Annotated in this window: 24 protein-coding genes and 1 pseudogene; 13 read left to right on the top strand and 12 right to left on the bottom strand. The window is 41.2% G+C overall.

What is annotated here, in order from left to right:
• Nucleotides 1–5 precede the first annotated feature (5 nt).
• From treC to LCD32_RS02245, 4 genes are all read left to right on the top strand, one after another.
• Nucleotides 6–1,706: an alpha,alpha-phosphotrehalase gene (treC, locus tag LCD32_RS02260; protein ID WP_224562644.1), complete on the top strand. Its 1,701-nt coding sequence runs from the start codon at nt 6–8 to the stop codon at nt 1,704–1,706.
• Nucleotides 1,707–1,725: 19 nt separating this feature from the next.
• Nucleotides 1,726–2,442, top strand: coding sequence for a trehalose operon repressor (gene treR / locus LCD32_RS02255; protein ID WP_007496585.1), 717 nt, complete (start codon nt 1,726–1,728; stop codon nt 2,440–2,442).
• Nucleotides 2,443–2,506: 64 nt separating this feature from the next.
• Complete coding sequence (locus LCD32_RS02250) at nt 2,507–2,941, top strand: terpene synthase (protein ID WP_224562643.1); 435 nt, start codon at nt 2,507–2,509, stop codon at nt 2,939–2,941.
• 486 nt (nt 2,942–3,427) lie between these two features.
• Nucleotides 3,428–4,420 carry a Two component regulator three Y domain-containing protein gene (locus LCD32_RS02245; RefSeq protein WP_224562639.1) on the top strand — a complete coding sequence of 331 codons (993 nt, stop codon included), beginning with the start codon at nt 3,428–3,430 and terminating at the stop codon, nt 4,418–4,420.
• A gap of 65 nt (nt 4,421–4,485) precedes the next feature.
• On the opposite strand, the gene LCD32_RS02240 is transcribed toward LCD32_RS02245, so the two are convergent.
• Entirely contained in the window at nt 4,486–8,766 is a 4,281-nt protein-coding gene (locus LCD32_RS02240) for a multifunctional 2',3'-cyclic-nucleotide 2'-phosphodiesterase/3'-nucleotidase/5'-nucleotidase (RefSeq protein WP_224562629.1), read from the bottom strand.
• A 254-nt stretch (nt 8,767–9,020) separates the two neighbouring features.
• On the opposite strand from LCD32_RS02240, the gene LCD32_RS02235 reads away from it, so the two are divergent.
• The gene (locus tag LCD32_RS02235; RefSeq protein ID WP_113747780.1) at nt 9,021–9,539 is read left to right on the top strand and encodes a type 1 glutamine amidotransferase domain-containing protein; all 519 of its coding nucleotides are present in this window, start codon (nt 9,021–9,023) and stop codon (nt 9,537–9,539) included.
• 107 nt (nt 9,540–9,646) lie between these two features.
• Here LCD32_RS02235 and LCD32_RS02230 read toward each other — a convergent pair whose 3' ends face one another.
• On the bottom strand, nt 9,647–9,862 hold the full coding sequence (locus LCD32_RS02230) for a DUF1128 domain-containing protein (protein WP_008341757.1): 216 nt from the start codon (nt 9,860–9,862) through the stop codon (nt 9,647–9,649).
• Nucleotides 9,863–9,937: 75 nt separating this feature from the next.
• Nucleotides 9,938–11,293 carry an alanine/glycine:cation symporter family protein gene (locus LCD32_RS02225; RefSeq protein WP_007496593.1) on the bottom strand — a complete coding sequence of 452 codons (1,356 nt, stop codon included), beginning with the start codon at nt 11,291–11,293 and terminating at the stop codon, nt 9,938–9,940.
• A gap of 174 nt (nt 11,294–11,467) precedes the next feature.
• Between LCD32_RS02225 and LCD32_RS02220 the strand changes: the two genes are divergently transcribed.
• From LCD32_RS02220 to LCD32_RS02210, 3 genes are read left to right on the top strand one after another with little or no spacing between them, the layout of a single operon-like run.
• Complete coding sequence (locus LCD32_RS02220) at nt 11,468–11,938, top strand: low molecular weight protein-tyrosine-phosphatase (protein WP_008341755.1); 471 nt, start codon at nt 11,468–11,470, stop codon at nt 11,936–11,938.
• A gap of 20 nt (nt 11,939–11,958) precedes the next feature.
• Nucleotides 11,959–12,291 carry a hypothetical protein gene (locus LCD32_RS02215; protein WP_025206929.1) on the top strand — a complete coding sequence of 111 codons (333 nt, stop codon included), beginning with the start codon at nt 11,959–11,961 and terminating at the stop codon, nt 12,289–12,291.
• Nucleotides 12,292–12,309: 18 nt separating this feature from the next.
• Entirely contained in the window at nt 12,310–13,128 is an 819-nt protein-coding gene (locus tag LCD32_RS02210) for a YihY/virulence factor BrkB family protein (protein ID WP_008341753.1), read from the top strand.
• 207 nt (nt 13,129–13,335) lie between these two features.
• Here LCD32_RS02210 and LCD32_RS02205 read toward each other — a convergent pair whose 3' ends face one another.
• Nucleotides 13,336–13,845: a GNAT family N-acetyltransferase gene (locus LCD32_RS02205; protein WP_017366826.1), complete on the bottom strand. Its 510-nt coding sequence runs from the start codon at nt 13,843–13,845 to the stop codon at nt 13,336–13,338.
• Nucleotides 13,846–13,859: 14 nt separating this feature from the next.
• Nucleotides 13,860–15,021 (bottom strand): annotated as a pseudogene (locus LCD32_RS02200) (MFS transporter).
• A gap of 75 nt (nt 15,022–15,096) precedes the next feature.
• Here LCD32_RS02200 and LCD32_RS02195 point away from each other — a divergent pair.
• The 3 genes from LCD32_RS02195 to LCD32_RS02185 all read left to right on the top strand — a co-directional run bounded on the left by LCD32_RS02195 (nt 15,097) and on the right by LCD32_RS02185 (nt 17,457).
• The gene (locus LCD32_RS02195; protein ID WP_046527358.1) at nt 15,097–15,474 is read left to right on the top strand and encodes an OsmC family protein; all 378 of its coding nucleotides are present in this window, start codon (nt 15,097–15,099) and stop codon (nt 15,472–15,474) included.
• 65 nt (nt 15,475–15,539) lie between these two features.
• Nucleotides 15,540–16,607: a calcium/proton exchanger gene (gene cax, locus LCD32_RS02190; protein WP_142154424.1), complete on the top strand. Its 1,068-nt coding sequence runs from the start codon at nt 15,540–15,542 to the stop codon at nt 16,605–16,607.
• 67 nt (nt 16,608–16,674) lie between these two features.
• Nucleotides 16,675–17,457 (top strand): YfkD famly protein, encoded by a 783-nt coding sequence (locus LCD32_RS02185; RefSeq protein ID WP_017358796.1) that lies wholly within the window; start codon nt 16,675–16,677, stop codon nt 17,455–17,457.
• A 374-nt stretch (nt 17,458–17,831) separates the two neighbouring features.
• Here the strand turns inward: LCD32_RS02185 and LCD32_RS02180 are convergent, their stop codons facing one another.
• The 4 genes from LCD32_RS02180 to yfkAB all read right to left on the bottom strand — a co-directional run bounded on the left by LCD32_RS02180 (nt 17,832) and on the right by yfkAB (nt 21,151).
• On the bottom strand, nt 17,832–18,551 hold the full coding sequence (locus LCD32_RS02180) for a YebC/PmpR family DNA-binding transcriptional regulator (protein WP_007496614.1): 720 nt from the start codon (nt 18,549–18,551) through the stop codon (nt 17,832–17,834).
• Nucleotides 18,552–18,683: 132 nt separating this feature from the next.
• Nucleotides 18,684–19,094, bottom strand: coding sequence for a nuclear transport factor 2 family protein (locus tag LCD32_RS02175; RefSeq protein WP_224562626.1), 411 nt, complete (start codon nt 19,092–19,094; stop codon nt 18,684–18,686).
• 91 nt (nt 19,095–19,185) lie between these two features.
• Nucleotides 19,186–20,022 carry a mechanosensitive ion channel family protein gene (locus tag LCD32_RS02170; protein ID WP_025206933.1) on the bottom strand — a complete coding sequence of 279 codons (837 nt, stop codon included), beginning with the start codon at nt 20,020–20,022 and terminating at the stop codon, nt 19,186–19,188.
• A 7-nt stretch (nt 20,023–20,029) separates the two neighbouring features.
• Nucleotides 20,030–21,151 carry a radical SAM/CxCxxxxC motif protein YfkAB gene (yfkAB, locus tag LCD32_RS02165; RefSeq protein ID WP_017358799.1) on the bottom strand — a complete coding sequence of 374 codons (1,122 nt, stop codon included), beginning with the start codon at nt 21,149–21,151 and terminating at the stop codon, nt 20,030–20,032.
• 147 nt (nt 21,152–21,298) lie between these two features.
• On the opposite strand from yfkAB, the gene LCD32_RS02160 reads away from it, so the two are divergent.
• Together LCD32_RS02160 and pdaA are read left to right on the top strand one after the other, a co-directional pair.
• A complete protein-coding gene (locus LCD32_RS02160) occupies nt 21,299–21,490 on the top strand; it encodes an SE1561 family protein (protein ID WP_003218031.1) in 192 nt (63 codons plus the stop codon).
• Nucleotides 21,491–21,592: 102 nt separating this feature from the next.
• Entirely contained in the window at nt 21,593–22,384 is a 792-nt protein-coding gene (pdaA, locus tag LCD32_RS02155) for a delta-lactam-biosynthetic de-N-acetylase (RefSeq protein WP_024720249.1), read from the top strand.
• Nucleotides 22,385–22,616: 232 nt separating this feature from the next.
• Here pdaA and LCD32_RS02150 read toward each other — a convergent pair whose 3' ends face one another.
• From LCD32_RS02150 to LCD32_RS02140, 3 genes are all read right to left on the bottom strand, one after another.
• Complete coding sequence (locus tag LCD32_RS02150) at nt 22,617–23,111, bottom strand: DUF2716 domain-containing protein (RefSeq protein ID WP_046526902.1); 495 nt, start codon at nt 23,109–23,111, stop codon at nt 22,617–22,619.
• 33 nt (nt 23,112–23,144) lie between these two features.
• A complete protein-coding gene (gene corA, locus LCD32_RS02145; protein ID WP_007496624.1) occupies nt 23,145–24,104 on the bottom strand; it encodes a magnesium/cobalt transporter CorA in 960 nt (319 codons plus the stop codon).
• A 131-nt stretch (nt 24,105–24,235) separates the two neighbouring features.
• Nucleotides 24,236–24,748: a hypothetical protein gene (locus tag LCD32_RS02140; protein WP_017366836.1), complete on the bottom strand. Its 513-nt coding sequence runs from the start codon at nt 24,746–24,748 to the stop codon at nt 24,236–24,238.
• Between the last annotated feature and the right edge of the window lie 429 nt (nt 24,749–25,177).

Raw genomic sequence — 25,177 nt, 5'->3', positions numbered from 1 at the left:
GGAAATTGAATCAACAAACAAACGAACCGTGGTGGAAAAAAGCCGTGGTCTATCAAATCTATCCGAAGAGCTTTTTAGACACAACAGGCTCTGGTACAGGTGATATCAATGGCGTGACGAAAAAGCTCGACTATATTAAAGAGCTAGGGGCGGATTGTATTTGGCTGACCCCTATGTATGAGTCACCACAGCATGACAATGGTTATGATATTAGTGATTATACAAAAATACATGACATGTACGGCACAATGGCTGATTTTGAACACATGCTGAAAGAAGCACATGAACGAGGGATCCGTGTCATCATGGATCTAGCCGTGAACCATACGTCGATTTTCCATGAGTGGTTTCAAGCCTCCCGAGAGTCGAAGGAGAACCCGTATCGAGACTATTATATTTGGAAGGAGCCGAAAGCGGACGGCTCTCCTCCGAATGACTGGCAGTCAAAGTTTGGCGGGCCAGCGTGGGAATTAGATGAAGCGACAGGTGACTATTATCTTCATTTATATGATGTTACCCAGGCAGACCTCAACTGGGAACATGATGAAGTGCGCAGGAAAGTATATGACATCATGCACTTTTGGTTTGAAAAAGGGATCGATGGATTCAGACTGGATGTCATCAATAACATTTCAAAGGATCAACGCTTTTTAGATGATGCCGGGCAATCAGTGCAAGGTGATGGACGTATGTACTATACAGATGGGCCGAGAATTCATGAATTTTTGCATGAAATGAACCAGGAAGTGTTTTCGAAATACGATAGCATGACCGTGGGGGAAATGTCTTCAACGAATATTGCAGACTGTATTCGGTATACAAGACCTGATCGGCAGGAGCTGGATATGACGTTTAATTTTCATCATTTAAAAGTCGACTATCCTAACGGTGAAAAGTGGGCCATTGCGCCATTTGATTTTCTAGAGTTGAAATCAATTCTGTCAGAATGGCAGACGAAAATGCATGAGGGCGGCGGCTGGAACGCACTCTTTTGGTGCAACCATGATCAGCCACGCATCGTGTCTAGATACGGTGATGATGGCACGTACCATCAGCAATCGGCGAAGATGCTGGCGACCACCATTCATTTGATGCAAGGCACTCCTTATATTTATCAAGGTGAAGAAATTGGGATGAAGAATCCTCGCTTTGAGGACATTTCGTCATACCGCGATATCGAATCACTCAATATGTACGAAGTCATGCTTGAAAAAGGGAAAACAAAGGAAGAAGCTTTGGCGATTTTACAGGTCAAATCAAGAGATAACGCAAGGACACCTATGCAATGGACGTCGGAAAAAAATGTGGGGTTCTCAAAAGGTACGCCTTGGATTGAACCAGCTCAAAACGATATTTCAGTAGAAGCTGCATTAAAAGAAGAGACGTCGATTTTTTATCATTATCAAGCCCTTTGCAGACTTCGCAAAGAACTTGATGTGATCACCTATGGCAGCTTTACTTTACTGCTTTCAGATGATCCAAAGGTGTTTGCGTATGTGCGAGAAGGCAAAGATGAGAAGATTCTCGTGATCAACCATTTTTATGCAGGCGAGACGGACTTTACACTTCCAGATGAGTTTGCAAAGGATGTCAATGACATGAAAGGGCAAGTCCTGCTGTCCAATTATGAGGATGTGCCGGCAGATATCAAGGGATTTACGTTGCGCCCATATGAGTCAATCGTTTATCATTTAACCAAACGCTAGTAAATGGGGCGGAAGGAAAATGAAAGAGAATAAGTTTCGAGTGATCTATGATCAGCTCGCAAGACGAATTGAACAAGGTGAATGGCAGGATAAAGGCATCCTCCCATCAGAACATGAGCTGTCTGTCATGTATGACACATCCCGTGAGACGGTGAGAAAGGCATTAAACATCCTTGTGCAAAATGGCTATATCCAAAAAATTCGTGGGAAAGGCTCAGTATTGCTGAATCGAGAGAAAATGCAGTTCCCAGTTTCGGGTCTTGTCAGCTTTAAAGAGCTTTCCCAAACGCTTGGACGCAAGACGGTAACAACGGTTCATGAGTTCGGTTTAATCAAGCCAGATCAGTATATTCAGTCTCAGCTGAAAATCAGTGGGCAGGAGGACGTTTGGGAAGTCATTCGCTCTCGCAATATTAGCGGAGAAGAAGTCATTTTAGACAAAGATTACTTTTTGCAAAAACATGTGCAGGTCTTGTCTAAGGACATTTGTGAAGGATCGATCTACGAGTATATTGAAGGAGAACTTGGGGTTTCGATTAGCTACGCACAAAAGGAATTTGTGGTCGAGCCATGTACTGAAGAAGATGAGAGGTATCTTGATTTGAACGGGTTTGATCATGTGGTGGTGGTGAAAAATTATGTGTTCTTGGAGGATACGAGTCTATTCCAATACACTGAAAGCCGCCACCGGCTAGATCGTTTCAGATTCGTGGATTTTGCTAGAAGAGAGAAGTAGACAGGGCCGAAGCTCTGTCTATTTCAGGTTGTAGGGAAACAAGAGCAACATTCTAGGAGGACAAATGATCAGACTGAATAGACCACTCAAATTACGAGATTTAGAAATTTTTAGCGTGATGAAAGATCACAGGATTTTATGTTATGTCATCATTGAAGACACGCGAAAACCGTTTACGGAAGAAGATAGAAAATTAGAGCCATTATGTTATATGGATGAAGAAGACATTCAAGCGATTTTGAATGTGTTTCATATTTCAATTATCAGTGATGAAACATTAAGTGAAGAAGATTTAACCCTTGTGAAATCGTACTTTGCTGAATTTGTGAATAACACGAACTTAACGAATTTCATTACGAGAGAATATGTTCAAGAGGATTTATATGCCGTTGATGATGAAGATGATATCATGTTCTTTAATAGAATGCTGCGTCATATAGGGTCAGATGATGTGAAAGAATTTGATGATCGTCATTGGATGTATTTATCCCAAGATTGATAGTGAGATGGAAAAAGGACAGAGCCGAAGCTCTGTCCTTTTCTTTTAAGAAGACATCTTGATTCGTATATTGAAAGTCATTCAAGATACATAAAAATCCAATGATATCAAAAGATAATGTGGTTATCAACGGAAGTCACCGATTTGGAAACCATTTTACCCAGTCTGATACTTATACCAGAAAATGAATTAATCTAGAACATGAAGACAGTATGTAAAAGAGTTTCTGCTATTAAATTAGTAGAAAAAAGGTTGCAGGGTCTCGAATTCTGTATATTATTTTGTAATGAAATGATAATATATATATAGGATTTAGGGAGGATGTACTAATAGAAGAAAAATTTGAAAATCGAATAGGTGTATTCTATTTTATAAAAAAGTGCATTAAAAGAAGATCAAGAAATTGAAAGTAAGAACGAGGAAGTAGTGTCCCTCCTAAATATAAAAGAAAATAACATAATGAAAAATTTTGTGGAGAGTGAATGAATGTTTAAGGATGAAAAAACTTTCGATAGTGAAAAGAGTGTAAAGTATGTATTTAGAAAATCTTTCAAAGAAACAGATGCGCTTGTCATTGTCTTTTCTGCATTCCAAAAAATTGGTTCACCCCCTAGCTATAACTATGTTCGAACGATAGAAGAGTTTGATTGCAATAAATTGTTCATACTAGATGATTTCGGGGCAAGGGCTTCTTATTATTTGTGTGAAAATAGGGACTTTTCGATTGAACGCTCGGTAATAAAATTGATCAAGAAAATCATCGAAGAAAATGACATAAAGACAGTCATATCTGCTGGATCTAGCAAAGGTGGATACGCTGCAATGTATTATGGAATAAAATACGGATTCGATTTTATAATTTCTGCTTCTCCGCAATATTTACTAGGTGACTATTTACTAGAACAAACGAGAACGAACGAAGTTGTAAAATTTATGGCCGGGAATGACTTAGAGAGAGATCATATTTTTTTAAACACGATAATGAAAAATATGATAATCAAAACTCACAACAAGCCAAATATTTTGATACATTTAGGTAAAGGCGAAATGTCTTATCAAGAACATGTACTGCCTTTAACGAAAGATCTAGATGATGCTGCATTACAATATAATCTCGACCTAGGAGATTATGATAAACATAGTGATGTAGCAAAGGCATTTCCACCAATATTAAAGAGGAAAATAAGGGAATATATAGGATACCCAAGTCTGGATATTGAGATTCAAAGAAACAATGTTGATGGCAGTTGTAAATTTATTGCAAAAACAGAGACTGATAATAAAGTTGCTTGGTATGTCTATCAAAACAATAAAAAGATAGATGCAAAAAACTATTCACTAGACAAATTTTATGATTTAAAGACAACAAATCATGGGGAATACAAAGTTAAGGCATTTGCACAAAATGAGAAAGGGCTAAAGGTATCTTTATTTTCCGAGCCAATCATTATTCAAATGGAACAAACTATTCAGTCGTAATTAGTTAAAGGAAGACAAAATCATTGCATGAAAAAAGACAGAGCCGAAGCTCTGTCCTTTTTCTATTAAGATGATACTTTGTTTCGTGTGCGCTTGCGCTGGTAGTAATAAAGGATACCGCCTGAGGCGAGCATGAGCAAGCCAATTAATACCGCTGTATACATCATCGTTGCAGTATTCGGCAGTGTGCCGCCTGGCATGCTGCTTCCATCCTGACTTGGATCCGAACCGCCTGGAGCAGAAGTTCCACCGTCTCCGCCATTTTGGTCTGGAGCTGTTCCAGCAGCTTCACTTTGATTGAGTACGGTGTATTCACTAAAGTGCTCCGTTTTACCTGAGACAATCCCGTTTTCGAATGAACCGTTATTTGTTTTGGTATAACGGTTTTTCTCACGATCGACATAATAGACACCTGGTTTTTTCGCTTTTTCAGGCGCATCTAATGTAAAGGACAGTGTGACAGGATCTTTAAAGGTAGAGACATTTTTCTGATCTTGTTTGATTTGGAAATCGTATGTGTCGGTTAATGCGTTTTTCAATTTATTTGTTTTTGCCATTGATATATCTGCTTGTTGCTCTGACAAATTGGAGAGCGGTAATGCTAGACCGACTTTGTCATGATAGATGGTGACGTTTGGATCTTGCTCTCGTTTCTTCAGTTCAGCTACTTGCCCTTTTGATAGAGACAATTGAACCTTTTTCGCTTCGGTTGCTTTGTCTAAATAGAGCAATGTTTTGTTCGTATGCTGCACATACGTTTGGAATTTCTCATCATCTTGAATGTCATAGACGCCTTTTCCTTTCAAGCGAGGAAGGAATACTTCTTTCACTCGATGGTCGATGACTGGAGAGATATGACCGTCTGCCTGTTCAATTTGTTCTTTGAAGATTTCATAGTCAACATAGCCTAAGTCTTCACCATGAGACGCTTCTGTAAAGACGCTGTAGCCATCACCGCCTGTGCCGACGAATGCGTTAGTCGCCACGCGGTATGTTTTCTGATCATCAATGTCAGTCAGATTGCCCTTTTGATCTTTCAATTTGACATCAATCAGTCTGCTGCCAGCTGGTTTACTCAGTGTAAACGTATATTCAATACCGGCTACATGAGGGAATGCGCCTCCGCCTTCTTCAATGCCTGAAAGACCTTGTTCAAGCGCTTTTTTAATTTGACTGCCTTTTAAATCTGCGACATATAGTGTGTTTCCAAAAGGCATCACAGTTAAAATATCCCCTAATGTGATATCTCCTTTTTCAATGCTGCCTCGAATACCGCCGCCGTTTGTAATGGCAAGGTCAGCCCCAGCAGATTCTTGTGCTTTCTTTAACATGCCATCTGCAATAAAGTTTCCAAGGTTCGTTTCCTTTGCACGGACGTGTTCACGCTGTCCATCTAAGAAAACATCTGACGTCCCGACTTTTTCGGTTTTTAAATCTTGGATATCTGCCTTGTACTGATCAAGAATCGCTTTTGCGTCCGCATCTTCTTTCACAGAGTCGTCGATCGTGATGAGGTCAAAAGTAGATTCTTTTGGCTGTACGACGCCTTTTTTGTCAAAGGCCACGTCTACTTTTCCTAAAAATTGTCCGTAGTCTTTTACTTGCGCAACAATCGTTGGTTCTTTTTTATTGATGACCTTTAATTTTTCAACAAGAGTGTGGGTGTGACCACCAATGATGAGATCAATGCCATCTACTTTTTGAGCCAGTTCTAGATCACGGTTATAGCCGATATGTGTGAGCGCAATAATTTTATTGATTTTTTCTTCAGTTTGAATGGTTTTGACTGTTTCTTTTGCTTTTTTGTATGCATCTTGAAATTGAATGTTAGGACCACTGCTGGATGTAATGGCTGTGTCTTCAGTGGTTAGACCGAATACAGCGACCTTTTCACCATTTACATCAAGCAGAATGTAAGGGTAAATGCCAGCTTCTTTTTTCTCACCAGCTTTAAATGTTGCTGGTTTTTTCACTAAGTCGCTTAACTGTTTTTCCTTAGAGACATTCACGTTTGATGACACGATCGGGAAGTTCGGTTTTTCAAACTGGTGACGGTTTTTAGCATCTACACTGGATGCGTCACCTGTCAGGAATTGACGAAGGACAGATGGACCTTTGTCAAATTCATGATTCCCAAACGTCATGGCATCGTATTTCATTAAGTTCATCAGTTTCAGATCGGCAAGTCCTTGCCATTTTGTGAAATAGAGATCACCAGAGAAGACATCTCCAGCGTCTAATAAAATATTGTTTTCGCTTTGGGCGCGAACTTCTTTGATCTTGGTTGCGCGTCTTGCTGCATCATCCAGATGGGCATGTGTATCGTTTGTATGCATCACCGTTAAATGCCAATTGTCTGTTGCAGGTGGTTCTGTTGTACCATCATCTTTAAACGCTAGCTTGTACACGCCAAGTCCGTCTGTGCTGGCATTCCGAATAAAGTCGACGCTGCTTGATTTCTCTGCGAACGGTTTTGCAAGTAGAGAAGATTCAAAGGTGACTGTTGCGCCTTTTACTGGTGCAATGGACCAGTTTTGATCTGCGCTTGGGTTAATGGTTTTTTGTTCAATAATATAATCCATCAGCACTTGGCGGTTCTCATCTGCTGAGGCAAGCACGACTTTATCTTGTGTGAGGTGCGGGAAGCCTCCGCCGCCAGATGCACGGTAATTGTTTGTCACGACTAAAAATTCTTGATTGTCAGAAACGGGTTTTCCGTTGTAAGACAAGTTTTTGATGCGGTTCGCACTAGCGTTAACAAGTGTGCCTGTTGTGCTGTATTTAGCAGGCTGTGTGACATCTACTTGGTACGTCACACCATCGATTACATCAAAATTATATGAGCGGTATTCTTCGTTTAAAATAGGCTGTTCATTTGAAGTATTTGGTTTGATTTGGTTAAACTGACCAGCAGACATTTCAAGCCAGTCTTTTACTTCACTGCCTTTTAGTTTTACAATCTGTACGGTGTTATCGTAAAGATAGAGATCGCCGATGTTTTTAATCGCTAAATCACCTTTTGCGATATTTGTATAATAGTTCACACCGTTGCGTCCGCCGGCTTTAAATGGCGCACCCGCAGAGAGAATCGGCAAGTTTTTGTACGAAGTATCTTTCATTTTTTCTTGTGCATACCATTTCTGGGCATCTGTCACGATTTGAATAGAAGGGTCATCCATCACTTGAGCGAAAAAGCTGTTAATGTCTGCTTCTGTTTTTCCAACTGGCTTTCTGACGTAATCTAGGGTGTTTTGGTGAGTTGTTTGAATGGCATTTTTCACTGTACTGTTTTGAGATGTCACCCCGGCAACGGATTCGATTTTGCCTGTTCCGTCTGTGACTTTCCAGTTGCTTCCGTCTGGTTCTAGCGTTAAATCAATGACCCCGAGGTAGCTTCCCCAGTTTTTTGACATGACGACAGGAATGCCATTAATGGTTCCCTTTGCGACATCAAATTTGTCAACGCCGCTATATTCAGCGCTTGGGAATGTGCCATGCTGGTGGCCAGACACAATCGCATCAATGCCTTTTGTTTTCGTGGCAAGGTCAAAGATCATATTTTCTGATCCTTTAGGTGAAGCTGTTTTTTCAATTCCTGTATGAGCAAGAGCGACGATGACATCTGCGCCTTTTGCTTTCATTTCTGGAATGGTTTCATTGGCAGACTCCACAATATCTTGCACTTGAACTTGTCCATCTAAATGTTTCTTATCCCACGTCATAATTTGTGGTGGTACGAATCCTATGTAACCGACTTTCACAGTTTGGGAGGCTCCGTTTGCATCTTTAAAGGTTTTATCCTGAATGACATAAGGAGTAAATCGGTGTTCTCCGTTTAACTTTTTGACGTTCGCATTGACAATCGGGAAGTTGGCGCCCGCAATGGTACCGTCAAGAAAAGATAAACCGTAGTTAAATTCATGATTGCCGAGTGTACCTGCATCATATTTTAATTTGTTGAGTGTATGAATAATGGGGTGAACCTTTGTTTGATTGATGATGCTGTCTTTTTCATTTTTATAAACGTATTCTCCAAGAGGGGTTCCTTGAATCAGGTCTCCGTTATCAACAAGGAGTGTATTAGGATTTTGTGAACGGTGCTTGTCAATCAGCTCGGCTGTTTTTGCCAAACCGAATTCATTTGTTTCTTTGTCGCTGTAATAATCGTAATTCATCATGTTCGCATGAACATCCGTTGTGGCTAAGATACTGACCTTTACGGCGCTGCCGCTTTCTGTTTCTGCATGAGTAGGTACTGCTGGGAGAATGAGACTAATCAACATAATGGAAGTGAGCAGAATAGACAGGTTTTTCCTTCGTTTAGACCTATGTGCTTGCTTCTTCACCTGATCTCCGCCTTTCTAATTTTTTTGACCACAATACCTATTGTAGAAATGTTTCGTTAACTTTTGTAGTTATTTTTTGCAGATTATTGTAAAGATAACATAAATCATACGAATTACCTTGTTAAGGGAATGTGAATGAGTCTAAATGCTTATTTTTATGAAAGGGGGTTTTCTCATAGGGATAGGATGTTTGATTTCAATTGGTGGGGGTATAGTGTGTAGTGTAAACGATAATCAAGCAGGAGGGTTTCTACATGGGTAAGAAAATTGCAGTTGTCTTAACAGATTACTTTGAGGATGTTGAATTCACCGAGCCTGCAAAAGCCTTTAAAGACGCAGGCCATAAGATCACAGTAATTGAAAACGAAAAAGGAAAAACAGTGAAAGGAAAGCAAGGAGAGGCAGAAGTAAGAGTCGATGCGTCTATCGATAACGTGAAACCAGAAGACTTCGATGCACTTCTGATTCCTGGCGGCTTCTCACCAGACATTCTGCGTGCGGATGATCGCTACGTGCAATTCACAAAAGCCTTTATGGACGAGAAAAAACCAGTATTTGCGATCTGTCATGGACCGCAATTGCTTATTACAGCGAAGACGCTGGAAGGAAGAGGCGCGACCGGCTATACATCCATTCAAGTAGATATGGAAAACGCAGGCGCCAAATTCAAAGATGAAGAAGTTGTCGTTTGTCAGGATCAGCTTGTCACAAGCCGTACACCTGATGACATTCCAGCATTTAACCGTGAATCATTAAAACTGCTCGCAAAATAAGTAGTTTTGACAGGATAAACAAAGCCAGCACCTTGCGAGGTGCTGGCTTTTTCTGTGCATGGATGTAAGAAAGCGGCGTCAACCGCAATTCAGTATCAGGTGCACGATTATTTTCTTAAGCTTTTCAGCTCGCTTGCAATGGCTTGCATTTCACTTGGGCTGAATGAAGATTTTTTCATCACCATTTGGTGAAGAAATTCAATATCTTCATACTTATCTGGACTGAAGTCTTCGGCTTTGATGACTCCAATATTCAGCATATTGAGCTTTTGCGAAATGTCTTCAATCAGCTGATTGACTTCAGCCGCTTTTTGCTGTGACAAGGGCGGCACGTCCTTTCCTGCATGTGTCGAATAATATGTCTATTTTAACAGAAAAGCAAAAGAATAAAAGGGCTATTATGACGACACTGAAATGTTTTTTTCCTTTTTCTCCTCTTTGATCTTATCAATGATTCGTTTGGATTCAAACACCACAACACCTGATAAACCGATGAGGCCAATTAAGTTTGGAATGGCCATCAGCCCATTGAGCATATCTGCTACGCCCCAGACGAAGTCATTCTTAAACACGGCACCGAAAAAGACAGCTATCACAAACACGATGCGGTAATACATGACGTACGAATCCTTCGCCAAATATGTAAAGCATTTCTCTCCATAATAGGACCAGCCAATGATGGTTGAATAGGCAAATAGGAGCAGCCCGATTGCCACGATGGTTGAGCCAGCTGGACCGAGGAAGTGAGCAAAGGATAACGAAGTCAGCGCATCACTTTTTTCTGTTAAATACATATCTGCCATAACAATCGTAATGCCAGTGATAGAACAAACAATGATGGTGTCAATAAACACTTGCGTCATAGAGACGAGCGCTTGACGGGCAGGCATATCCGTTTTCGCAGCTGCAGCAGCAATTGGTGCTGATCCAAGTCCAGCTTCATTGGAAAAGACGCCTCGCGCGACACCCCAGCGAATAACGGTTCCAATCGCACCACCTGCCACGGCTTGACCTGTAAAGGCATCTGAGAAAATAAGACTGACTGCGCCAGGAACAAGATCAGCATTCATGACAAGAATGATGAGCCCACAAATGACGTAAAATAAAGCCATGACTGGTACAAAAATAGATGTCACTCGGCCGATACTTTTAATTCCGCCTAAAATCACGAGTGCCGTAAAGGCGGTAATGATGATACCTGTTACCCATGTTGGAATTTGAAAAGTAGAATTCATGACGCCTGAAATGGAATTAGACTGTACCAGGTTGCCGATCCCAAAGGCAGCACTGGCACCGAAAACAGCAAATAGTACCCCTAGCCATTTCTGTTTTAAGCCATGCTCTAAATAATACATAGGTCCGCCAGACATTTCGCCTTTTTCGTTTTTGACCCTGTATTTTACAGCCAGAACAGCTTCTGCAAACTTGGTGGCCATCCCGAAAAATGCAGCAAACCACATCCAAAATACTGCACCAGGACCACCTGCAATGACAGCTGAGGCAACACCGACGATATTCCCTGTACCGACAGTTGCAGCAAGAGCCGTCATTAATGCTTGGAAATGGGAGATATCTCCTTCTGATGTTTTGTCTTGTTTTGAAAAAGCGAGCTTTAAAGAATAAGGAAGTAATCTAATTTGAATGAAGAGAACGCGAAAGGTGAGGTAGATTCCAGTACCAACAATTAAAATCAACAGGGGAGGCCCCCACAAAAAATTGTTCATCGTCGTGACAAATTGCTCAATGATTCCCATCTAATGTCCCCCTTTGTTTGTGTAATTCTCCTAAAGTTTCTCCTGTTTTTGTGTAATTTGTCAATGCCGATGGGAGTTTTTCTTGCAAAGTTTCCAAAAGAAAAAGGGCTTGATATGATAGAGAAAAGGTTTTCCAAAGGGACTCTTAGGGAAAAGATAGGAGGAGAATGAAGGATGATTCATGTATTATTTGTATGCCTCGGCAATATTTGCAGGTCACCGATGGCAGAGGCGATGTTTAGAAAACGAGTCGAAGACGAAGGGCTGAGTGAACACTTTGTGATTGATTCAGCAGGCATTGGTGGCTGGCATCAAGGCAGTCCTCCGCATGAAGGAACACGAAAGCTGCTTGATGAAAAGGGTATCAGCTATGAAGGAATGACGGCAAGACAAATCATGGATAAGGATATCACCACATACGACTATATCATTGCGATGGATGCTGAAAATGTAGGCGCCCTCCGCAGTTTAGCCGGCTATGGAAAACATCACTTTATTGGCCGTCTTCTTGACTTTGTAGAAGACGACGATCGAGACGATGTGCCAGATCCTTATTACACTGGGAACTTTGAGGAAGTACATGATTTAATTGAAACAGGAATTGATCGTTTTTTGACGTATGTAAAAAAAGAGAAACACCTTTAACGGAAAGGAGATCAGATGAGATGGAAGAGAACAAACAAATCGTGCTTCGGGGAGCTGTTATAGGCGCAGCCTGCGGCATATTGCTGACATTATTTCATCGCCCAACAAGGATTGCATTAAAAGAAAAATGGAATGACTGCCAGCAAAAGCTGGATGAATACCGCCTGGAGCCTGGCAAGATGTCTGCTTGCGTGAAGGGAAAAATGGAAGAAACGAAGCAATTGATGAGAACGGTCTCGGATGATTTGTCTTTTCTGAATGAACAGGTGAATCAGTTAAAGGAAACAACACCAAAGGTATTAGAGATTATTGAAGAAACAAAGGATCACTTTCAAAAGAAACAGAAAGATTGATCATTGGAGATGAGGCGTATGGGTTTTGTTAAAGCGTTAATTGGACGCTTTTTGCTGCATGAAGGACCGGCAAAATCAGCTGAACTTGCGTATTTCTTTTTGCTTTCATTATTTCCGTTTCTCATCTTCGTGCTGACGCTTGTTGGTTATTTGCCGCTGACATCAAAGGATGTTCTAAGTGTCATTTCTGGTTATGCGCCAGAGGGAGCGCTTTCGATGATTGAATCCATTGCCGAAGAGACGCTGAATAACCGTAACGGCGGATTGTTGTCATTCGGGATTATTGCGGCACTTTGGTCTGCATCCAACGGCATTAATGCGGTGGTCAGAGCATTTAACCACGCTTACGAAGTTGAGGAAAATCGTTCCTTCATTCTCGTACGTTTAACATCAATCATCTTAACCATTGCGATGGTGCTTACGATTATTTTTGCCTTGATGCTGCCTGTCTTTGGAAAAGAACTTGGCTTATTCGTTGCCAAATTAGTAGGGCAGTCAGATGCGTTTCTCACCATTTGGACCGCCATGAGATGGATTATTAGTCCACTGATTTTACTGATTGTTTTTACATCCCTATATTATTTTGCCCCCAACATCAGGCTGAAATTGAAATTTGTGCTGCCAGGCGCCATATTTGCATCTGTTGGCTGGATTCTTGTCAGCATGCTGTTCTCATTTTATGTAGGCGAATTTGCTAACTATAGTGCGATGTACGGAAGCATTGGGGGAATCATTATATTAATGATCTGGTTTTATTTAACCGGCATTATGATCATCCTCGGCGGCGAGCTCAATGCGCTTTTACATAAGCGTAAAATCGTACCAGGCAAGGTGTGAAGAAATCCGGGCATCCTAAAGGAGAACGAACATGTTCAATCTTGACGGATGGGGGAATACCGAATGTCTAAACAATCGAAAAAAGGCGGAAGCAACACAAAACAAAACAAAGGCCATCAGCCAAAGCACAAAACAAGCGGAAGTGCGAATGGGCAAAATGGGTATCACTAGATGAAAAAACTCCTCTGCATAGGTGCAGGGGAGTTTTTAATGATTCAATATCCGTATATAACGCTTCAGGAGAAAAGTTGCATCAGGCTTTGGCTGATAGTGAGGATCGAGCTGAAACCCTGCTTTCATCGCAACACGTTCACTTCTGACATGACCAACAGGACAAAAGATTTCAAATCCATCGACTTCAGGAGCAAAAGTATCTGTCATCCATTTCACTGTTTTGGTCACAATACCTTGCCCTTGTGCATCTTGACCAATCCAATACCCAATATTGCCTATCCGATGCTGAAACGTCATGCGGAACACCCCAATTAATTGATCGTTTAATACGATACCCGCTTCTATGTCTTTTCGTTCAGCATAGGCAGTGTGGGCAGATTGAATAAAAGATTGAACATCTTCTATGCGATAACAGTGATTCACCCATGGTAGCCACTCTCCCAAGTGAGTTTTATTCTGCTGGATAAGTGCAAATAATGTCTCTGCATCGGCTACTTGTAAACACGCCAATTTTAAGTCATTTGAAATGTTAAATGTAAACAAAATAGATCCTCCATTTAGTTACTTTCAACCACTGCCAGCGTCCTCCCAAATCGAACACAGCAAAACACAAATAAAATCACGATACTGACAAGATAGAGTAAATTCATGCCCTCAAACGTCTGCACAAAGAATCCGCCAAGAACCGGACCGAGAATACTTCCTGCACTAAACGCCATCCCGCACATCAAATTCCCAGCAGGCAGCAGATGCTGGCAATAAGTCCGTCATATAACTGATGCCAAGTGAGAAGGTCGAACCTACAGCCATACCTGCGATAAAGAAACAGATCGCAACAGCCAAAACGGACTGAATGAAAATCCCTGCTAAAAGGAAAAAGAATGAACCGACGAGTGTCACAACTAAAATCATGAGTCGTCTGCCGAAACGGTCACTCAGCATCCCAAGAGGAAGCTGAAAAACAATACTCCCAATCGCAAACGCAGGTAAAATAAACGCAACAGCATCTATCGTCACCCCACTTCTCAGCGCATACACAGGGAAGTTACTATTGAGCGTCGTTTCTAAAAAGCCATAGCAAAACGGCATCATAAACGCTACCCAGCCAAATTGAAACGCCTTCTTGAAGCGCTTCAAACTATTTGTCTGCTCTGACGTCTGCATTTCACCTGTATCAGGATATGTATTTTTTAAAACAAACACAAGCAGCCAAATACACAAACTAACTGCACCAGACACAATAAACGGCAAGGATGGATTGATTTCAATGAGTGGTGTTAAAAAAGGGCCAGCGGCAAAACCGAGTCCAAAGGATAACCCATACAATGAAATATTTCGCCCGCGATTTCTAGATGAAGAGGCATAGGTTACCCACGTCTGTGTGGAGAAATGAAGCATATGATCACCGATGCCGATCATCAGCCGCAAGAAGAACCAGACGACATAAGATTCAATAAAGACAAAACTAAATAAACTTAAAAAGACAGCAGCGCCCCCAATGACGATCAATGGTTTAAATCCGAAGCGGCGCAGCGGCGCTTCCATAAAAGGAGACGCAAGCAGCACGCCGATATATAAACCGGTGGCATGCAGTCCGTTTAACGTCGGGGAAGTGCCGGCATGTTCGAAAATAATCGAAATAACTGGCAGTAACGCTCCCTGTGAAAAACCAGATACGGATACAAGTAAAATTAAAATCATAAAATGAATTCTCGACATAAGAAGCTCCTTACAAGTTCATGCTTTCATCGTACAATGGAACCATAGGGGTTTCAATAGAAAGGTGGAAAAGGAATGAAGCTGATATACGAAAATGATCGGTGGATCGCAAATGCTGATCAAAGGCAGCTGCCTATTTCGGGAAATGAAGAAGCGGGATACAGGCCGTATCAATTGTTCACCTCGGCTATTGCGGGCTGTTTTGGAGAAATGGTCATTCATGTTTGCCGAAAAAAACGAATATCCTATCAAGGGCTGACCATTACACCTGAAACGACAAGAGAAGGAACTGTAAACAAAATCACTCATATTCATTTACATATGATCTTTGAAAGCATCAGCACCTCTGATGAACAGCTGGAAAAAGTAATGAAACTTGCGTTGAAGCATTGCTCCATGGTGCAATCCGTGAAAGGAACGATTGATATCACCCTTTCACACGAACGAATCTAAATGTATATGATGCCGGCACTCACGAAAGAATAACAGTCAGATATGATGTAAAGGAGATTGGCTGTATGAATCGTTTGTTTCTTGTGATTGTCGCAATCGGTGTTCCATTATCTGTAATTGGTAGTTTTCTTCATTTTCCGCAGGCTGTCATGTTCGCCGTCTATTGTATCGCCATCATCGGTCTTGCAAGTTATATGGGAAGAGCGACAGAGAGTCTTGCCATTATAGCGGGACCAAGAATTGGTGGGTTATTAAACGCTACTTTTGGAAATGCAGTGGAATTAATCATTTCATTTTTTGCATTAAAACAAGGACTCACCGCCATTGTCCTTGCTTCACTCACTGGCTCAGTGATCGGCAATTTACTGCTTGTGGCTGGACTGTCTTTTTTCGTTGGCGGATTGAAATTTAAACGACAAGAGTTCAATGTCCACGATGCAAGGCACAACTCTGGGCTGCTTATGTTTGCGATTATTGTGGCATTTGTCATTCCAGAAGTCTTTTCCATGGGGATGGCAGAAGATCGTCAATTTGTTTTAAGTATTGGCATTAGCATTGTGATGATTTTGCTTTATGTCGCAGCACTCTATTTCAAACTGGTCAGCCACAGGGGTGTTTATGTTGCCAAGCAAGAAATTGCGAAAGGGGGAGCCGCGACGGAAGAAGAGACACCAGAATGGTCTGGGAAGTTTGCCACGGCGATTTTACTCCTTGCGACAATTGCTGTGGCGTATATTTCAGAGCGGCTCGTCCATACATTTGACACGGTCGGAGAACAGTTTGGCTGGAGTGAACTGTTTATCGGGGTCATTATTGTGGCGATTGTCGGTAATGCAGCAGAACACGCTTCTGCTGTGATTATGGCGTATAAAAACAAAATGGATGTCGCAGTGGAAATTGCTTTCGGTTCCACGCTTCAAGTCGCCATGATGGTCGCACCGATCCTTGTGATCAGCTCTCTGTTTTTTGAAAAGCAAATGCCACTGATCTTCTCATTACCAGAGCTCATTGCCATGGCATCCTCTGTTTTACTGACGGTCATCCTTTCAAATGATGGGGATACGAACTGGTTTGAAGGTGCTACATTGCTCGCTGCCTATTTCATTATGGCGATTGGATTTTTCCTTTTATAATCTTTTGTGGATAAGGGACGTCTTTCGGGAAAATACTATGGAAAAATGAATGAGAAAGAGTGATGATATGAAAAAGATGCCCCGCATCATGTTTGTTGTTCTCTTATCCTTAAGTTTTCTATACAGCTTTCCAGCCGAGGCAGCAAAGCCGTTTAAGGTGCCATCGTCTGTCGCCAGTATCTCAAAGGAAAATACGTATCCAAATGCGTCACAAGATCAGCCGCTGCTCCAGCCGAGCGAGCTGACGGCCGAATTGTTTAAAACAACAAGTGTACCAATTGAAAATACACATTTGATTAAAATGCTGAATGAATCCAGTATTTCAGGGACGCCATTAGCTGTTGGTTACCGCGCGACCATTTTCCTTGGAAGATGGGCACTTAGCTATGATTCAAACGAAACCGTCGCCAATTGGGAATACAAAAAAGTGAACACGAATCACATTGATAATAGAGGCGGAAACAAAACAGCCATCGGCAAATATGTGCAAAAGCAGCAAGTAAAAGTAAGTGGAGGGCTCACAGCAAAAGTACCAAACCCAGAAGATGTGAAAACATTGATGATGCAAAAAGCCATCCAAAAAACAAAACTTCCGCTCGCCTTCGACACAGTGATTGGTGCAGGAACAAAGCGAGATCAGTCCTACCACGTATCTCCGAAAAAAGCAGCATCGCTTCATGCCTATGCACCAGCGATTAATGAAAAAGGAAAGGTCACATACGGAGAAGTGTATCTTGTGCTCAAAGGAAATAAACGCAAACTCGTCGTGAAAAATGTGACCTCACAAGGAATCGGTGCTTGGATTCCTGTTCAGGATCACCTGACGTTTGGGTTTCAAGGGATGAATTAAAAACAGTCATCTCCTCTTACCAAGGGGAGATGACTGTTTTTTGATTAAGATGTCCTATCTTTTTTCTTTTTCATTTCATGAATGTAAAAATCAAAGGCGTTATATAAATACCATATAATGAAAAAAAAGAAAATGATTTTAGTGAATATCGTCAAATTGTTGAAAATAAAGCATAGGCCAATATAAGGGAGGATCATAAAGCCAGAATACGAAAACCACCATGTTTTAAAAATGAAACTCAACCCCTTGGTTATTTGTGGGAATGACTCTATCTTCATATTACATGGTCTTGAGTAGAACGTAAACCTTACCAAGAAAATAAAAAAGCCAACGCAGAAGTTGAATGAATCCAACAACTACGATGGCTTAGCTGATTATTCCCCTAAATCCACATTATGATAAACCTGCTGCACGTCTTCAAGCTCTTCTAATACATCGATGAGTTTTTCAAATTGTGCTTTCGATTCATCATCTAATGTCACTTCGTTTTGAGGCAGCATTGTGATTTCGGCGACAGTAAATTCTTCTACGCCTGCCTGTTTGAACGCTTCTTGAACTTGATGGAATTGATCTGGTTCAGCGTAGACGATCACCGTATCATCTTCTTCCATAATGTCACGTACATCAATGTCTGCTTCCATTAAAAGTTCAAGCGTTTCTTCTTCACTTTTCCCCTCGACACCGATCACCGCTGTTTGGTCAAACATGTAAGCAACAGATCCACTGACGCCCATATTTCCGCCGTTTTTCCCAAATGCTGCACGAACATCAGACGCTGTGCGGTTGACGTTATTGGTCAGGGCATCAACGATCACCATAGATCCGTTTGGACCAAATCCTTCGTAACGCAGCTCATCGAAGTTCTCTTCTGCGCCGCCTTTTGCTTTTTCAATCGCACGGTCCACAATGTGTTTTGGGACACTATATGTTTTTGCACGTTCTAGGACAAAACGAAGTGCTTGGTTTGATTCTGGATTTGGCTCACCTTGCTTGGCAGCCACATAGATTTCACGCCCGAATTTTGCGTAAATACGACTTGTATTGGCATCCTTTGATGCTTTCTTTTCTTTAATGTTGTTCCATTTACGACCCATCTTATTCACTCTCTTTCAATTAGTAAATACACAGTATGAGGGTCCCCATGCTGCATGAAATCAATCTGCTTTCTATTATACATGAATCAGTCAAGAGGATAGAAGTAAGAGGGCTGAAAAGAAAAGAATTCCTTAGCTGATATGTCCAAGTTGTTCAAGCGTCTTATTTTTCTCATGCGGTCTAGTCAGCTCATCACACCGAATGATTCTACCATCTAATAAAGTAAATAACGCCATCACATCTATTAGACCGTGGTCTCCTGTGGACAGCTCAACATGTACAGTGTAACGAAAACACCCTTGCTGAGTCTCTTCATCAAACAACATATCATGAAAGGCGGGGATGTCGAGCTGTTTGGTCATGACTTTTAATGTGGAGAGATGCTTTTTAAATTCATCAAGGGAAGAGACCTTTCCATCAGTGACTTGCTGATAATCTGAAGAAAAATAAGTCTCCACCTTTTCTATATCTAATTGGATTAACACCTCTTGATACATTTGCTTAATAAAAAAAATCGCTTCAGTTTTTCTCAATGTAAACATCCTTCCTTTTAGTTAATTGGTTAACTATATAATATTATAATTAACCGGTTAACTAAAAACAATCAAAAAAATAACCCCATCACAAATGAGGTTATTTTGCAGGCTGTGGATAGACGAGATCCTCAAGCAATTTCACATCATGCTGATGAAGTTGTGTGATCATTTCTTTTCGCACAGCGAGGGCGGCTTCGAAGTATTTTTCATCCTCGACCATTCCTTTTACGGTGATCTCAATCCCGCGATTCAATTTATTGAGCCCCATAATGCCATGAACCTGAAAAGGTTCAATGGCGTTTTGGAATTCATCTTTTTTCAGTAAATCATGATGCATTTGATTTAACTGATCACATGCTGTTTCTAGCGCCTTAAAAGCAATATCAGGATTTTGGTTTGCGCTGATCAAGACTGACTCTGTGATACGCATGTAGTGCATATTGTAGTTTTGGATTTGACGAATGTCTCCGTTTGAAATGGTTAAAAGCTTGCCGCTCCATTCTCTAATTTGCAAAGACCGGAGACCAATTTCTTCAATGGTTCCGTTAAAAAGATTATTGACCGTCACATAATCACCTTTATGAATTTGCCTTTCATAAATGAGGAAGATGCCGGCTAAAATATCACGAATCAAGGTCTGAGCGCCAAAACCAATGACAATTCCAGCCACACCAGCCCCCGCAAGGATTTTCCCAAAGTCATGAAAGAATAAAGAAATCACATATAAGACAAAACATATGGAAGCTGTATACTTTGAAACCGATTTGACCAAGCTCTCAATCGTTTTTTTCTTCTTGTCTTCAATGAATTCAGTGCGTTTAAAGAAAATCTGAAGCGCTTTGTTGATCATAAAGACGGCAAGCCAAAGAATGAGTCCAACAAGGAGAATTTCAATGTATTTGTTCTTGACCACTGTCAGAAATGTTTCGTCCATCTATCGGTTACCCCCTGGCTGTACGAGAAGTAAAATCAACATCTTGATAATAACTGTTTTTCACAAGAACATTCGGACCAAGGCATTGCACACTTGGGCAATGACAATTCAGTTCTTTTGCCAATTTTGTGTTCATCCAGCGTGTATAAGCTGATTGCAACGTATCGGTTTCAATATTTCCTAATGGTGGTGTATCGCCAAAGTCTGTCACAATAATATTCCCATCAAAAATATTCACATTCAACCGTGAACGGCCATCAGGGTCATTTCGTACTGTCACATTTTTCGCTTGACGCAATCGAGTCAAGAGGCGCTGGTCTTCTTCATCTGTGCTGCATGAATAAAATGGCAATGTGCCAAACAGCATCCATGTGTTCTCATCACGAACATCGAGTAACTGATGAATCGCATCCCGCATTTGTGGAAGCGACAATGATTCAAGGGCGCTCGCAAAATCACTTGGATACATCGGATGAACTTCGTGGCGCTGGCATTTCATCTCGTCCACGATTTGACGATGGATGTGTTCAATATAAGGAAGCGTACGCTTATTCAGCATCGTTTCAGCAGATACGGTTACACCCGCTTTCACAAGGGCCTGACTATTCTCAATCATGCGGTTAAACAATTTCTCACGCTGCTCAAAGGTTGGCTTTCGGTCCATCATTGCAAAACCAACCGTAGCAAACTCTTCGACCGTCCCCCAGTTATGTGAAATGTGTAGGACATCCAAGTATGGAATAATCTCTTCATATCGAGCCAAATCAAGTGTTAAATTCGAATTAATTTGGGTACGGACGCCGCGTTCATGGGCATACTTTAATAAAGGAACGACATATTCCCGTACAGATTTCAGAGACAGCATCGGCTCTCCGCCTGTAATGCTAAGGGAACGCAAGAGCGGTACTTCATCTAAACGGCGAAGCAGTAAATCGAGTGGCAGTGCATTCGGATCTTTTGGCTGCAAAGTATAGCCAACCGCACAGTGCTCACATCTCATGTTACACAACGTCGTTGTCGTCAATTCAATATTTGTCAGCTTCATTTCTCCGTAATCCTGCACATCGAGATAGGCTTCCCAAGGGTCGAATGCAGGTGTAATCGGACGAAGTGCTGTTTTTTGGTTCATGGTATCTATCTCCTTTTCATTCGGGCAAACATAGACCCGCCAACAGTTAATTTTAAGCCCCATCACCGTTATACGCAAGAGGGGACACAATTGATTTACAAAGGAAAAAAAGATAAGCTATAAACAAATGCTAAAGGGAGTGTATCTATGGGCAAGGCAGCAGACAGCAAAGAGCAGCAGGTTGATTATTTAAAGAACCGATTAGATATGTTTATGAATGTGATTGATTCATTAGATCCTGAATCCACAGACGTTGAGGATATAGACAGACTCATCCAGATGATTGACGACCTGGAAGCGAAATATGAACGGTTTAAAACCGATTGGAAGGAAGAATAGCTCGCGCTGATGCGGGCTTTTTTCTTTAAATTGGCAGGTCAAAAAGTGTATGAGTACCCGGTATATTCTGCACAATAGAAGAAAAACCGGGAAGTGACGTAAATGAAAAAATGCATACTGATCTGTTTATGTGCGCTTTTTGTATCGATGCCTTTTTCCAACCTAGAAGCCGTGTCTAATCAGCCGATTCATTGGGGATTTGCTAAAAGCAAAGAGCACAAGCCAGCAGATGCCGGCAAGGAACTGACGACACTCTTAAAGAAATATGATGCTTTCTATTTAGGAAATACGAAAAAGAAAGAGATTTATTTTACATTCGACAATGGCTATGAGAATGGATACACACCCAAAATCTTGGACGTGCTGAAAAAACATCAAGTACCGGGCACCTTTTTTGTGACTGGGCACTTCGTAAAGGACCAGCCTAAGCTCATCAAACGTATGGCAGAGGAAGGTCATATTATTGGCAACCATTCCTATCACCATCCAGATTTAACAACAAAGAGCACGAAAGAAATCAAAGAAGAGCTGGATCGTGTCAATGAAGCGGTATACAAAATCACAGGAAAACAAGATAACCTCTACCTTCGTCCACCGCGCGGAGTGTTCAGTGAAAGGGTACTAAAGGAAACGAAACAGCTTGGCTACCAAACCGTTTTCTGGTCAGTAGCGTTTGTAGATTGGCACATCCACCATCAAAAAGGAAAACAGTATGCGTACAATCAAATGATGAAACAGGCGCATCCGGGTGCCATTTACTTACTTCATACCGTCTCAAGGGACAATGCCGAGGCACTTGATGATGCCATCACTGCTTTAAAAAAACAAGGATATACCTTTAAAAGCTTAGACGATCTCATGCTTGAAAAAGTATGGCATCTCCCTCAGCTATAGAAAAAAGCTTGCAGACATCTGCAAGCTTCAGCGTGTAGACAAACCCTCGCATTCTTTGTCAGTCCTGCGTGCCGGTGCTCACGAATGTCAAATTCGCTCCGCGCCGGTACTCGTCCTTCCTAGAATTCAAAGGTTTTCTATCACGCTGAAACGAAGACAAAGGGCTAAAATCAAGTTCATTTTAGCCCTTTGTCAACAATCCGAAGCTTGCAGACACTGCAAGCTTTTTGACTTATCCTTCTCTTATTTTACGTTGGAACAAAAGGGGACGATGACGAGTAAAGGAGTCAATCAAGCCCTCACCGAAAATCGTGATGCTTTGCTCCCAAGGATGTCCTAGTAAACCCCAGGTCATCTCTTTTGATAAAAAGAAATAGTAATCCCCATTTGGGAGCACAGGAACTCTCCATTCTCCAAATTCATCTTTTTCAAATGAGCCGTATGGTGTGATCCAATAGCATTCGTGCTGCCAATCAAGTACCTGCATATATTCGCCGGTTCCGGTGATATTCTCCTGAAAAGACAGCAGTGCCTTCTTTTCAAGGTCTTCATCCGCACTTAGGAGAGAAGGGTCCTCGAAATAAGCAGAGATATCATATGTGATGTAAGGAGATGGTGCTTGAAAACCGGGAAAGCGAGAGATGCTTGGGTTAAATTTAAACTCTTGATCAAATGTTTTCCATGCGTACTTTAGTTCTTTGTCTGTCAGTGGAATCCAGTTTTCCATAGTATCTCCCTTTCAAGCACTTCTCTCAAAAAACTATTTGAAAATCCTAAACCATCCTTTATGTTTAAACCACAAAAGCATCCCTGAGACAAGCAAACCCATGAAAATCAGTACGCCAAAATAGCCATATTTCCAGTGTAATTCAGGCATGTTATCAAAGTTCATCCCATACACCCCAACAATAAAGGTGAGTGGAATAAAAATCGTCGAGACAATGGTCAGTGTCATCATGATGGCATTCATTCGGTTGGAATTTAGTGTTTGATAGCTGTCTCGTAAATCGGCTGTCATATCACGGTTTGACTCAACGATCTCTGTTAGTTTCAATAGATGATCATAAATATCATTAAAATATGCTTGCCGGTTTGCATCGCTTTTCATCATATTCGTGTTCACAATTCGATATAAGAGGTCCCTCATCGGGATAATGGTTCTGCGCAGTTTGAGCAAATCGGATCGAATACCGAATACTTCGTTCATTAATGTACCATACGTTTTATGCCCTTCTTCATCCTCGATTTCATTGAGCCTGTCCTCAATTTGATAAATAATAGGAAAATAATCATCGACGAGCTGGTCAATCAGCATATAAGCCATATGCTCTGGACCGCTCTCTCGTGCTTTGTCAGACCCTTTGAGCTTTCGAATGACTCGATCAATGTAGGGCGCTTCCTTCAAATGAAAAGTAACGATATAGTTTTCTCCAACAAACAGGTCGACTTCTTCAGATCGAAGTGTTTTTTGATTGAGGGCATGAAGGACGAAAAATAAATACCCTTCATAAAAATCAAGCTTTGGCCGCTGTAAATAATGGAAGCAATCTTCAATCGCAAGCGGATGGAACTGAAAAAATTCCTTTAACAGTGCTGCTTCCTTTTCCGTTGGCGCATAAAAATCAATCCAATACCAGGCAATATCGGGGCTTGAAAGCTGCTGCAATGTTGCATGTTCAATCAAGTCGCCGTTTTTTGTCACTGCAAGTTTTTTCAGCATGTGCACCCCTCCAGACTTGCATTATATCATGAAGCAGCAGCGGTGAACTTATACGTTTTCACCATAAAAAAGCCGATCTCATCGCTGAGATCGGTCCAATGTGCGTGTATGATTGATGGATAAAGCGAGAATTAAGGACGATGGAACGTAACGAATTTATTTTGACGGTCAAACCAGCCTCTAAATGCCCAGTTATCCCAGCCACCATCGCCGTTGTTTTTAAATGTACCGCTCTCAAAAACCCAAATACCGTAAACAACATTACCAAGGTTAGCAGTAGCGAAAGTTTTCACGCCATTAAAGCGGTCTTCATAGTTTTGGCTTAGGTTAAAGACCATGACGTTATATCTGCCGCCAGCAGCATAGAATGTGCTTTCCATTACACCTTTAACGAATCCAGAACGGTTGGCATTTGCATTTACTGCGTTAATGATTGCATTGGCAATTCCAAGGACATCGAAATTGACGTTAACATTAGGACTAGCTGTCGTTCCAGCTTTACCTTCAGCAGCTTTGTTTAAAACAGTTTGCTGTAGTGTAGTAGAGACGGGTGCTGATGATGTTTTTTCAGCAGCGTCAGCGAATACTGGTAGTGTCGAAGAAACAGCAGTGGCAAGGGCAACAGAAAGAATTGTTTTTTTCATTGGTCGGATCTCCTTTGTTTTTAAATTTTGGGTCTTCTTTTAGTAAAACGTGAAACTAGGTGAAGCCGGTTATCAATGAGGTAAATATGTTCCTGCAAGATGAAACAAATGATTGCCTAATCCGCTAATTCCTTTGTTCACCTCCTTGATATGTCATAATTATACAAATATTTTTGAAACAGAAGATATCACCCATAGGTTCTATTTCTAATTTAAGGAAAATGATCCTAAAATGTTGAAGATTGCTGTCGAATTTTAGCTAAATTCGACTAAAAATTTTCATCTATCCAAAAGGAGAATGACCATAAATAAGGAAGATATAACTGATAAATTCTTGTACTCTTTATATTTAAAAGTATTCAATATAGAGAATCATTCATGCAAAGTGAAACAATCACATCTGCGTGTGTTGACAGAAAGGAAGAGGAA

The sequence above is a fragment of the Bacillus sp. RSS_NA_20 genome, assembly GCF_020165915.1.
GTDB lineage: Bacteria > Bacillota > Bacilli > Bacillales > Bacillaceae > Bacillus > Bacillus altitudinis.
The sequence above is the reverse complement of the archived record's forward strand: the minus strand, read 5'-3'. Positions and strand labels throughout refer to the sequence as shown.